Below are 12653 nucleotides of genomic sequence, written 5' to 3'. Positions count from 1 at the left end.
TTTCGTTTTTTGTACGATAATTTTTTTCTTACATCGAACTCAACTTTAGATAGTATGGGTATTTATCTGTCATTGGGTTCGGTTCAAATTGTAATTCTCTTGAAATGAGATTTTGTCTCCTGTTGATCTTCCAAGTCATTTTGTAAGTCCAGTGAAAGCTAGGAACTCCCCGGTTTAAACTTTTCACAAAAAAATCCTCCTTTCCACCAAGGTCCTCCAGCCAAAGCATGTAATTAAAAAGATAACACCTCGAAACCCCATGGGCCGCCGCCAACACGCCTAAAGTCGCCCAAACACCAGTATGAACCCGAATACTAAACTTTTTCATTTTACCAACGTCCCGATTGTATTTGATTTTACCCGCCCGGTTATGAAGACGTTTCATAGAAACGATCTGCTTAGAATATTTTCTCAGTAAAAGAGGGAGTTTGTCCCGAAGTGCTTTTCTTTCTTGAAGATTCAAACGATTCCAATAAACATCTGGAACCAAAAGAGAATCTGTACCAACAGAATCTTCTACCAAAGCAGATTCAATTTTTTGACTATCGTCCAATAAAAGAATGTCCATATTAGAAAACGGTTCTGCGAACTTTCCAAGCGGAACGATTTATAGAAAAAATTTTTGAAAGAAACAAAAAAATTTCTGTGTGCGTTCACACGTTCTTAAGTTTAGGACAGATTCTTTATAAAAATTTTCTAAACTAACGTGAGTTCGGTATAACTAATGCGAAAGCGATTATTATGTTGTGACTCATAAGAGTACATTTAAGTTTAAATTTCGAAGAAATTGGAGTGAAAAGAACTCAATGAAACGCTTTTTACGAAAGTGTTTTAGGTCGCTCGACAAGTCGTGAGCCATTTTAGCTTTGAAATTTGCGAACTGCAGCGACGCTCCAAAATGCGATCCATAGCGAGCGTTTTGTTGAGTTCCGGAAGTTGCTGTATTGAGTTTTTATTTACCCAGATTTCTTTACGCCAAACTCACGTTAAACTAAAATTTTCCATAAAAAGTAAAATGTGGGAATTACCACAAATTGCGATTTTACAGATAAATCTTCAGGATATAAAAACTGACATTTTAAAAAAATTCTACTGACCTCAGATTATTTTAAAGTAACGTGAGTTCGGCGTAAGGTGGGAAAAAAGAGAAAGATCTTGTACTCAAAAGCGCCAGATCCATATTGAACCAAACTTTCAGCAAAAAGGAGTTCAATATGGATCTGACATCAATATTTTGTGCAATAGACGATTATTGTACACAACAAAAAATAAATTGGAACGGGAAAATATTGAGTCCCGTGGCAGGAAAAAGAAATCGTAAATTTCAGCTCAGCCTGAGTGAGGTAGCAACAATCGTAGTTTATTTTCATCTTTCTCATTATAGAGAATTTAAAAATTTTTATTTGATAGAAATAAAAAAGAATCTGAAATCCGAATTCCCAAAAGCGGTAAGTTACAATCGTTTCGTTGAACTGATGCCTAACGTGTTAGCTGTTATAGCTTCCTTTCTATCCAACACTTGTATGGGAAAATGTTCCGGAATATCGTTCATTGATTCTACAATTCTCAAAGTATGCGACAACAGAAGAATCCATTCTCATAAAGTATTTAAAAACATTGCACAACGAGGGAAATCAAGCACAGGCTGGTTTTACGGCTTTAAATTACATTTAATCGTAAATGATCAAGGTGAAATATTATCATTTATGGTCACTCCTGGAAACGTCGACGACAGAAACTCGAAAGTGACTTTCCCACTTGTTAAAAAGATTTACGATAAACTTTTCGGAGATAGAGGATACATCAGTCAATCTCTATTTGAAAGTCTTTATGAAAAGGGAATTCAACTCATTACAAAACTTAAAAAGAATATGAAAAATAAATTAATGCCCTTGGTTGATAAAATTCTTCTAAGAAAAAGAGCTATCATTGAATCGGTTAACGATGAACTTAAAAATATCTGCCAAATTCAACATACTAGACATCGGAGTTTTTGCAATTGGGCTGTTAATCTTTTAAGTGGTTTAGTTGCATTTTCATTCTTTCCAAAAAAACCGTCTTTGAATTTGAGATCTAAAGACAATTTACAACTTTTAATCTCTCCTTAGACCGAATTCACGTTAAAGTATTACAAAAAAGTTCTGATCAGTTCGTAATAAAAAACGAGAGGATTAAAATCTAAATCGATAGTCTTTTGTAAATTTTTCTCTGTTTAATGATTGTAAAAGCCCTACACTTGTAAGTTTTGCAATTGATCGATTAACAAGCAGATCGTTGTTGATAAACTTTAACGATACTACTTTTCTATGGGAGTGTTAAATTCAGTGATGGATGACGACTGTAAAGAAGAGGTGCGGCATTCGCAGAGTTTCCTGGGTCGCGCTCCGCAGGTCGTTCGAAGTAACTAAAGCGTCTCACTCCCTATCATGACCAACCCCACAAGTTGAATAGGATTTTAGAATCAAAATTGAACTCAGCAAAACGCTTTTTACGAAAGCGTTTTAGGTCGTTCGACAGGTCGCGTTTGAAACTAAAGCACAACGCTCTCTATGAATCGCGTTGTGGGGTGGGAACTCAGTTTTACAGAGGATTTGTCGTAATTCCCACAGATTTAATATTGAGATCCAAATACTTGTGGGGTTGGTTATGAACTCCCTATGGGTCGCTCGACAGATCGCGTTTTAGGATAAAAAAAGAGCGGAAGATCCGCTCTTTTTAGGAAAATCAAAAACTTATTATATTCTAAAAGTTTTATGAAAGGTTGAGATTTATTTTTTATTCGTGTTGTAAGTGCTTACGATACACTCGTTGAACGGTTTACACTGACTCTTGTGGTTTTCAAAACAAGCAGCAACGGCGGCGCTGTGTTTTTTACAGGAATTGAGACAGCCGGTTTTCACTTTGTTTTTTTCTTCGGCGCTGAGTTTTCTAGGCGCGTTTTGATCTACACAACCAGAATAAAAACCGCAAATCTCATTACAAGACGCGGATTGAGCAGATAGAGAACCTGCCAAAATTAGAAAAGAAAGAATCAATAGAAAAAAATATTTCAACGTCATTCTCCTTTGAAACGATTAGCGACGCAGGGATTCGAACCCCGGACCTGCGGATTATGATTCCGTTGCTCTAACCAGCTGAGCTACGTCGCCGCTTTGATAAGACCCGATCTAATCGGTTCCAGTGCTATTTTTTTCAAGGGAATTGCACTGTCAAGGTTTCCTTCCGTCCAGATTTCAAACAGAATTTTCCAAGCGGATACCGAAAAAGTTTCACCTATGTTTTTGTTTTCTAATTCCTTTTTTTCTTTCCACTTTTCCAAAAGTGAATTTGAGATTTCGGTTTGAATCGATTCCCAGTCATTTTGAATGTTTGTATCCAAAGAGATTCTTAGTAATTCCTGGATCGATTTCAAACGATTTAATAATTCCGGAATATCAAATTCTTCCAATTCTTTCTTTTTATTTTCTAAAATAGAAAGAAGGGCGTTTCTGGCGACATTGTATTCACTTTGTAGAATAGAATGAAAAAAGGATTCTTCTTCCCCTACGTGTCTAGAAATTCGGGACGCAAACCTATGTTCGGTGAGTTCTCTCCAAGATTCGTTTCTTTGGAAACTAGGGAAAAAAGTAGGAATTTTTAGATTCAGATCTAAATTCTCCCAAACATCTAAAAGAGTAGAATCTAAAACCAAAAATAAAAACGAAGGACTCAACCAAGGTGGAACAGAGATCTCTAAAGAAGAAAAATTTCCGTTTTCGTCTTTGATAAAATTAGGAGAATTTTTGAAGTCTATTGCAGAAATAACTGCACCAGAGCGAGAAAATAAAGTAGGTAGAATTTCACTGTTTTCGGAAAGATCGATAATTAGTTTAGAAAAATTGAATTTGATTTTCCTCGAAACATTGGAGAATAGATAGATTGCAAAAAGGCTTTGAACTCCGTTTAATTTAGGAGTGACTAAAAAAAGTCCTTCTTGTTTTTCTAATATCTTTTCCGTAAAATTTTCTGGGATCGGAAATTCTAATATCTTTTCCAGATCTAAAATATCTTCGGATAAAATTTGAAATTCAAGTTTGAATGTGTTTCTTATTTTTTGATTCTTTTTTTTACAAACTTGTTCTATGGTTTCTTCTATTTTTGCTATTTTAGAAACTATTGTAGGTTCGTTCGAAACAAATGGAAAATGAAGTGATTCTTCCCAAACGTAGGCCGGAAAAATTTTAGATGGAAACTTAGATGTGGTTTCTCCAAGTCGGGAGATAGAACGAAAAAACGTTTTTTCGGACTTCTCAAGTTGTATCTTATCAAAAATAGAATCTGGGAATTCGATCCAATATTTTGCATTTCTTTCTTGAGCCCAAACTTCTAATTGAATTGAAAATTCTTTCAAAGCAGACGGGTGAGAATTTTCAAATAAAGACTCGAGAGTTTCTGGATTGAATCTTTGTTTTAATTCCGTTTCGGTTAAAAGATGAATTTGTCTCATGAGTTTCTCAAATGCTGAATAATATTTATGCAGAATGTAAATTATCGGTACGGACTCTGTACGAAATTTATGCTAGTTGCCAATGGAACTGGAAAAACGATAAAATCTGCAACCGTAGTGTATTTTAGAGCTTGCCTGTCTTTCAAGGAATTTTACTTTGATTTCGAATTCGATCTTGAAACAGAGTTTCTTTCTTTTTCTTGAAAAACATCGAATTTCAGTTCATTGGTACAATATTTGCAAAAAAAGTGTAAATTACTCTACGCTTGAATTAGAGATTCATGATTATAATCGAAAACAATTAGGAGAACAGAATGTCCAGAACACCTAGTGAAGTTATTGCCTATGCAAAGGCGAATAACGTTCTATTCTATGATTTCCGCTTTACGGATATCAAAGGAGCTTGGCACCACGTATCGTATCACGCCGGTTCCATTAACGAAGATTCTTTCAAAGGCTTACCGTTTGACGGAAGTTCCATTCCAGCTTGGCAACCGATCGATAGATCCGATATGCAACTGATTCCGGATACAAGCGCGATCTTTTTAGATCCTTTTACTGCCGATTCTACACTTGTAGTTTTCTGCGACGTATTCGATATTTATAAAGGTACACTTTACGAAAAATGCCCTAGATCCATCGCAAAAAAAGCACTCAAATATCTTGAGTCTTCTGGTCTTGCGGATACCGCTTATTTCGGACCTGAAAATGAATTTTTCATCTTTGATAATATCAAAGTAAGAGATGCGATCAATGTTCAATATTATGAAATTGATTCTTCCGAAGGGATTTGGAATTCTCATACTGATTTTCCTGGTTCTACCAATACGGGTCACCGCCCTGGTACTAAAGGAGGTTATTTTCCGGTAGCTCCCGTTGATTCTCAAGTGGATTTGAGAGCGGATATTGTAAAAACTCTTCATCAGATTGGAATGGAAACTTTCGTAGTTCACCACGAAGTGGCTCAGGGTCAGGGTGAGATTGGTGTAAAGTTCGGCACTTTAATTGAAGCAGCGGATAACGTTCAAAAATTAAAATACATCGTAAAGATGGTTGCTCACAAATACGGAAAAACCGCAACCTTCATGCCAAAACCTCTTTATGGAGATAACGGTAACGGTATGCACTGTCACCAATCCATCTGGAAAAACGGTGTGAACCTTTTTGCAGGTAAAGGTTATCAAAATTTAAGCGATACTGCAATGCATTATATCGGTGGAGTTCTTTCTCACGCTAAGTCTTGTGCTGCGTTTACAAACGCTTCTACAAATTCTTACAAAAGACTTCTTCCTGGTTTTGAAGCTCCTTCTATTTTAGCTTATTCGGCTCAGAACCGTTCCGCTTCTTGTAGAATTCCTTTTGTAAACGGAGACAAGGCAAGAAGGGTCGAATTCCGCTTTCCGGATTCTTCCGCAAATCCTTATCTTGCTTTTGCTGCGATGCTAATGGCGGGTATCGATGGGGTTCAAAAGAAAATGGATCCGGGACCTCCTCGGGAGGAAGATCTTTTTGAACTTTCTTTGGATGAAATTCGCGAAAAAGGAATTCAACAAATGCCTCATACTCTCAGGGAATCCGTCGAGCACATGCTTCTTGATAAAGAGTTTCTGAAAAAAGGTGATGTGTTTACGGAAGAGTTCATTCAAACTTACAAAGCATATAAGTTTGAAACAGAAATTTGGCCTTGGGAAGGTAGACCTCATCCGTTTGAATTTTTGACTACTTATTCCTGCTGATTCAAGTCAATTTTTAGAACGCTCCTTTTGGGGAGTGTTCTAAAAAATTTTCGAATTGGAATGGAATTTAAAAAAGCTCGGTTTTTTTAACTCGGGCTTTTTTTATGCGCTCTGGTTTTTTCGGAGATACGACAAGGTTTCGTCTTACTGTTCTAAAAGCGGTTTGTTCGCGTCGGGATGTTTGGCTAAATATTCCCGAACCGTGTTTCTTTTTTTGTCCAAGCGAGAAAGATGATCCTCTATGATCGTTCCGAAATCCAATTTGCCTGTGATGATTTCATAACGTTCCGTTTCTATTGTTCCTAGATCCAGATCAGAATCGATTTCGGAAGAACGATCGGCGTATTTTTGGGCTTCTTTCCAATAGGGAATTGCCTCTTTATAAAAACCATCGGCCACTTCGAAAGAACGGTTTAAGTCGTATGCAAAATCCAGATTATAAAAATATAAATGTCGCTTATCAAATTGAGAGGCGATCCTCATATAAGAACGCATAATCTGAAGATTAATGTGCATAAAAAGAAGATTGCGATATTTATAATATTCGTCTTCGTCTTTAACTGGACAAAGAGCGTTTTTAGGATGTCTGAACCGTTTCTTAAGTCCTATCTTTAAAAAGTAAATGTTTCTTTTAAGTTCGTTTTCGCCGTAGTGAAGTTTGAGGCCGTAGAGTTGGTAATAGTCTTCTAAAAATTTGGGTTCCCATTTATGAAGTTTATAAGGCACCCAATCGGAAAATTTAGTATAAGGACCGTTTTTTTCGTACTCGTAGTTGTAATCTAAGTCTATTTCTGGTGAAATCGGAAAACTCAAAAGGATTCCGAATAAAATACAATAGATTGGTTTGATTATCCCCACTCGCATTCAAAATAATTTTCGGCAAATTTCGATTTTTAGGTGAGAACGGAATCTTGAAAAAGTAATAGAGTTTTGGATCGAATTTTCTTCAATTAACGTGAATGAACTCATGGTTCTGAAAAAAGTTAGAGATCGATTCCTGAAATTGTAGGAACTCATACTTTTAGAAAATTTTTACTCGCGTCGAACTCACGTTAAAATAGGATTTAAATTTTGATGACGGCCGCAAAACTGCGATTTTGTGCAACAAACGATGATTTTTTTTGTAGTAGTTTCCCAATTTTCAAAGTTTAACTGGTAAATCCACGATTTGTGAGAGTTCCCACATCTATTTTTTTACGAAAAAATTGACCTATGATAAAACGGATTTCTTCCTCCGAATTTGCGCTAAATATCGGGATCGATGTAATTTATAAGAACTTCTATATTTTTTTGTTTTGAGGTCATTGGTCGTGGCGAATTCTATAGGATTCGCCGACTAAAAAAATAATTTTTTAAAATTAGTTCCAAGTCTAAACTACGAGTTCGAAAATTACTTTGATGGGAATGAGGTTGACCTCAGTTTTTTTAATTGAAGCATAGTTCTCGGAACCAGATTTCTTTTTTGGTCTTTTTATTTGTGTTATCTAAAATTTTAATATATAAAAATTCTCTAATACGTTTTGTAGTTTTGAACATCTGCTTTTTTGTATTTCCTGTTTCTGCGGAGGCCGTATCTGAGTCTCTTAGAAAAACAGTTTTAGAAGGTATTTCTGGCGAAGGCCCAACAACCGGATTGATTTTGGTAATGGGTGGAATTTTGGCAAGTCTATTGCCATGTGTTTACCCTTTATATCCGATTACAGTGGGAATCGTAAGAGCCAGGGGAGAGGGTTCTCCAAAAATTCTCCATCCTGCGATTTATTATCTTGGTTTGGTTGTAACTTATTCTTGTTTTGGATTGATTGCAGGTTTTAGCGGAGGAGCGTTTAACGTTGTTCTGCGTTATCCTATCGTGAACCTAGGGCTTTCCATTTTGATTTTTTTATTGGCATTGGGATCATTGGACCTGATTCATCTTCCTCTTTTTAAATCTAAAGAAGTAAAAACAGTACAAGGTTGTGGTGGAACTTTCTTACTGGGAATGGGAGCGGGGCTTCTTTCTTCTCCTTGCGTAGGGCCGGTTGTTGTGGCGATTCTTTTGCAAATCACCGCGGGGGCTGGAGCGATTTCGATTGGTTCTGTGTTTCTTGCTTCTTTTAAGATGTTTTTGTTTGGAATCGGTTTAGGTTTTCCTTTTTTAATGATAGGCGTTTTTGGTTTGAGTCTGCCAAAATCAGGAAAGTGGATGCGTTGGGTCCAGTGGATTTTAGGAATATTTGTATTATACTTTTCTTATACGTATTTTCAAAAATCTCTTTCGAGTTGGGGAATTCCGGATTCTTTCATTCCTTTGGTGGCGTTTGGAATTTTAATTTTATTTTTTTGTCTCTATTTTTTTCTTCCAGACGAATGGAATCGTTATGTGAGAATGAAAAAAGCTCTCTTTTTAGGAGGGGTAGTATTGTCCGCTGTTGGGCTTATCGTTTTAGTGACGTATAGTCTGGGGGGGGGCAGTTCCGCCTCTGTTGTAGAAATGGAAACGAAAGGAAATCTTTCCTGGCATAGAATTCCTTCTAAGGCTTATGCAGAAGGAACAGAAACCGGAAAAAAAGTGTTCATCGATTTTTATGCTGATTGGTGTACGAACTGTAAAACGTTCGAGGAACTTACTCAAAATGATTCCGCTTTGAACTATGCTTTACAAAGTGCTGTTCTTTTGAAAATTAAAGACCAAGATCCTATTTTTGAAACGTACGCAAAAGATCCACGTTTTGAGGAACTGAAAATAGGTTTGCCGTTTTTTGTAATTTTGGACGCCAATGGAAATCTTTTATATAAGAATACGGATTATCAAGACACTTCTACGATGATCCAAATTTTAAAACAACTTTAAAGAATCCGAATTTATACAGATAGATTGAATTTTTAATTTAATGAAGTTCGTATAACTATGATTTTATACAGTTTTGCTTTTACTCTTACTGAATAGTGCTTATGTAATGGAATATCGCCATTTATCATAAAAGCTTGTTTCAGTAAAAACATTAATAATTTTTTATGTAGTTTTGAAAAATTTCTAAGTAATTAAGTATCTAAAATTTTGCGTCCAAATAAAAGTTCTATTAAAATTCAAATTATCTTATCGTATTACTCATTTCTATAAAATTGAATATCTTAAATTTTTATCGAGAATTCTACTATGTAGTTCTGGGTAAGAATTTGTAGATACATTTAACGTGAGCAGGACGTAAGAAAATCCGGCTTGCTACAAGCAGTATGTATGTTATTTAGATTTTATGAAGTGTTTTGTTTTTAACTTGTTTCGACAAAATGGATCTTGGTTTAAAAAGTTGAATTCTAAAAATCTGTAAGCTTTTTAGAATTCAATGAATCTACTTTACGTTATATGATCCACAGTCGTTTTTTAACAAGAAGTGCTTGCCTTTTGAAATTGTGGGAACTTTAACAAGTTCAAGATCTAACAGACTTACTTTACAAAACCAGAACAAAATAATTTGGTCGGAACTACACCTTAATTTTACGGAATATTTGATTTTCAGAGTGCGACTTAAAAAAAATACTGACAAACGATGGAAAAAGACGTCGTTTCCTTAGAAGACGCCCTGGAACACGGGCTTACCAAAGAAGAATTTCAAAAGATTCAGGAAATTTTAGGAAGAATTCCAAATTCTACCGAATTAGGAATTTTTTCCGCAATGTGGTCGGAACATTGTTCTTATAAAAACTCAATTTTAAAATTAAAAACTCTTCCGACAACTTCGGATAAACTACTTGCAAAAGCGGGAGAAGAAAACGCCGGGGCGATGGATATAGGCGACGGTTTAGCAGTTGTTTTCAAAATAGAAAGTCATAATCATCCTACGGCTGTAGAACCATATCAAGGAGCAGCGACTGGTGTAGGTGGAATTATGAGAGATATTTTTACGATGGGTGCTCGTCCAATTGTATCTCTAAATTCACTTCGTTTTGGAAATCCAGATGAACCTAGAAATAAATATCTACTTTCTCGTGCAGTAAAAGGAATCGGAGATTATGGAAATTCACTTGGAATTGCAGTGTCGGGCGGAGAACTATTTATAGATGAATGTTTTTCTAAAAATCCACTTGTAAACGCAATGACCGTAGGAATCGTTCGTCACGATCAGATGGCAAGTGCGACCACGGGTGGACAAGTTGGTAACTCTGTTTACATTGTAGGAGCTACGACCGGAAGAGACGGAATTCACGGAGCTTCTTTTGCATCTAAGGATCTTTCTAAAGAATCAGAATCTAAACGATCCGCGGTTCAAGTAGGTGATCCGTTTATGGAAAAACTATTGATGGAAGCAAGTTTAGAAGCGATTCAAAAAGGACTTCTTATCGGAATTCAAGACATGGGTGCCGCTGGAATTTCTTGCGCCACTTCCGAAATGAGTGCCAAAGGAAAAACTGGAATGAGGATCAATCTGGATCTTGTTCCTTTTCGAGAAACCGGAATGAACGCATACGAAGCGATGTTATCCGAATCGCAAGAAAGAATGTTGGTTGTACCTAAAAAAGGAAAAGAATCGGAACTCGTATCTATATTCGAAAAATGGAATTTAAACGCTGTTAAAATCGGAGAAGTTACAGCGGACGAAATGATTGAAATTTATATGGACGGGAAACTAAAAGCTAAAATTCCCGCCGAATCACTCGTGTTAGGTGGAGGAGCTCCTCGTTACGAAAGAGAAACCAAACGTCCTTCTTATCTGGATGTGGTTAAAACTTGGAAACCGGATGAAATTCCAGACGTGACCAATTCAAAAGAAATATTACTCAAAATTCTTTCTTCTTGGAATGTATGTTCCAGAAGACCGATCACGGAACAATACGATAGCGAAGTCGGTTTAGTAAAACTGATCGGTCCTGGTTTAGACGGAGGACTTTCCGCTATTCCTGGGACGAACAAGGCGCTTGCGACTGCAACTGATTGTAATTCTAGATATACGTATCTGGATCCTTATAAAGGTGCGGAGTTTGCAGTATGTGAAGCGGCTCGGAATGTATATGTGACCGGTGCAACTCCTTACGGAGTGACTAATAATCTTAATTTTGCAAATCCTTATATTCCGGAAAATTACTATATGTTTTCTGAATGTATCCGAGGAATGGGGGATGCTTGTCGTTTTTTGGGTCTTCCGGTAACTGGAGGTAACGTATCCTTTTACAATGAATCTCCGGAAGGACCGATTTTTCCCACTCCTACAATTGGTATGGTGGGAATTTTACAAGATAAGAAAAAACTTATATTCAATTTTCCGAAAGAGGTCGGAATTGAGCTTGCGGTTCTCGGAAATTTTCGTCCTTCTCTCGGAGGAAGTGAATACTTGAAAGAAATCTACGGTCAGGTCAACGGAAGTATTCCGGAGCTGGACATCAAAGAAGAATTAGAACTTTGTAAACTAATCCTTTTTTTAAATGAAAATGGAATTTTAAAATCCGCGAGAGATCTTTCTTTGGGAGGGATTGCGGTTGCACTTTCTAAAACGGTTCTTTTTTCGGGGTTAGGGATCGATTCAGACCTAACGGCTCTTAGACGGAATCGACAGGATTTAACCCTTTTTGGAGAAAGTTCGACGACGGTTTTGATAGGATTTGCTTCTTCTTCAAAAGAAGAGATTCTTAAACAAACCGAAGTTCGAGGATTAAAGTTTTATCCGATAGGAAAAACAAATTCTTCCGGAATTTTAGAAATCAAAGACACCGATATTAGAGTTTCTTTCCAAGAATTAAACGAATCTTATGAAAGAGGTTTGGAGACGGTTTTTGCATTATAAAAAAGGATCAAACCAATGAATTCCCTATCTTTAAAAAAAATCTTTAGGATCTATTTCTTTTTTTTAATTTCAATTTTTTGGATCGATTGTAAAAAAAGCGCGATAGAAATTTTAGAAGAAGCAAAAAGAAAATCTGAATCAGTTCAAATCTTAGATTTAGGAATGCAAAAATTAACCTCGATTCCAGAAGGAGTCTGTTCTTTTCCAAACTTGACTCAGTTGGATCTACGTTTGAACAGTTTAAATTTTCTTCCCGATTGGATCGGAACCTGTAAAAACTTGGAACAAGTTAATCTTTTTGGGAACGATTTGACTACGGTTCCATCTTCTTTTTCTAAATTAAAGAATTTGAAAGTATTACTTTTAGGAAATAACGATTTTACTTTTCTTCCTTCGGAACTTTTATTTTTACCTTTGATCAAAACTTTATACTTTGATCAGAATAAACTTACGTTGACCGAAACGGACATTGAAATTTTATCTTCCCTTTCCGGTTTGGAAGAATTGGATCTCAATTTGAATCCTGGGATCAAAATACTTCCTTCTAACTATAATAAATTGAAAAACTTGACTCATTTAAAAAGATTGAATATTAAAAAAACATTATTGAAGGGAGAGGACGCTGATAAACTACAAGCAATTCTCCCAAATACAAAAATAGATTATTGATAC

At 36.1% G+C, this 12653-nt stretch carries 8 protein-coding genes, 1 tRNA gene and 1 pseudogene; 5 read left to right on the top strand and 5 right to left on the bottom strand.

The window, feature by feature from the left end:
* Positions 1-28: 28 nt before the first annotated feature.
* Positions 29-568, bottom strand: a complete 540-nt coding sequence (locus LEP1GSC059_RS11270) for a DUF1564 domain-containing protein (protein ID WP_020980752.1) — start codon at positions 566-568, stop codon at positions 29-31.
* A gap of 646 nt (positions 569-1214) precedes the next feature.
* Here LEP1GSC059_RS11270 and LEP1GSC059_RS11260 point away from each other — a divergent pair.
* Positions 1215-2108 carry an IS982 family transposase gene (locus LEP1GSC059_RS11260; protein WP_017215770.1) on the top strand — a complete coding sequence of 298 codons (894 nt, stop codon included), beginning with the start codon at positions 1215-1217 and terminating at the stop codon, positions 2106-2108.
* 660 nt (positions 2109-2768) lie between these two features.
* Here the strand turns inward: LEP1GSC059_RS11260 and LEP1GSC059_RS11255 are convergent.
* The 3 genes and pseudogenes from LEP1GSC059_RS11255 to LEP1GSC059_RS20795 form a co-directional block, all read right to left on the bottom strand.
* Positions 2769-3059, bottom strand: a complete 291-nt coding sequence (locus LEP1GSC059_RS11255) for a Cys-rich protein (protein ID WP_017215769.1) — start codon at positions 3057-3059, stop codon at positions 2769-2771.
* 16 nt (positions 3060-3075) lie between these two features.
* A tRNA-Met gene (locus LEP1GSC059_RS11250) sits at positions 3076-3149 on the bottom strand.
* Between the two features lie 77 nt (positions 3150-3226).
* Positions 3227-4486: pseudogene (locus LEP1GSC059_RS20795) on the bottom strand (hypothetical protein); the annotation flags it as partial.
* 314 nt (positions 4487-4800) lie between these two features.
* Here LEP1GSC059_RS20795 and glnA point away from each other — a divergent pair.
* Entirely contained in the window at positions 4801-6222 is a 1422-nt protein-coding gene (glnA, locus tag LEP1GSC059_RS11235) for a type I glutamate--ammonia ligase (protein ID WP_002177188.1), read from the top strand.
* Positions 6223-6366: 144 nt separating this feature from the next.
* Here the strand turns inward: glnA and LEP1GSC059_RS11230 are convergent, their stop codons facing one another.
* Positions 6367-7086, bottom strand: coding sequence for a hypothetical protein (locus LEP1GSC059_RS11230; RefSeq protein ID WP_017215768.1), 720 nt, complete (start codon positions 7084-7086; stop codon positions 6367-6369).
* 598 nt (positions 7087-7684) lie between these two features.
* On the opposite strand from LEP1GSC059_RS11230, the gene LEP1GSC059_RS11225 reads away from it, so the two are divergent.
* The 3 genes from LEP1GSC059_RS11225 to LEP1GSC059_RS11215 all read left to right on the top strand — a co-directional run bounded on the left by LEP1GSC059_RS11225 (position 7685) and on the right by LEP1GSC059_RS11215 (position 12650).
* Entirely contained in the window at positions 7685-9055 is a 1371-nt protein-coding gene (locus LEP1GSC059_RS11225; protein ID WP_020980792.1) for a protein-disulfide reductase DsbD family protein, read from the top strand.
* 697 nt (positions 9056-9752) lie between these two features.
* Positions 9753-11981 carry a phosphoribosylformylglycinamidine synthase subunit PurL gene (purL, locus tag LEP1GSC059_RS11220; RefSeq protein ID WP_020980832.1) on the top strand — a complete coding sequence of 743 codons (2229 nt, stop codon included), beginning with the start codon at positions 9753-9755 and terminating at the stop codon, positions 11979-11981.
* A gap of 15 nt (positions 11982-11996) precedes the next feature.
* Positions 11997-12650, top strand: a complete 654-nt coding sequence (locus LEP1GSC059_RS11215; RefSeq protein WP_002177142.1) for a leucine-rich repeat domain-containing protein — start codon at positions 11997-11999, stop codon at positions 12648-12650.
* The last annotated feature ends 3 nt before the right edge of the window (positions 12651-12653 follow it).

Origin of the sequence: Leptospira noguchii serovar Panama str. CZ214, from assembly GCF_000306255.2 — a bacterium.
Lineage (GTDB): Bacteria > Spirochaetota > Leptospiria > Leptospirales > Leptospiraceae > Leptospira > Leptospira noguchii.
This window is presented reverse-complemented; position numbering and strand designations above follow the sequence as displayed.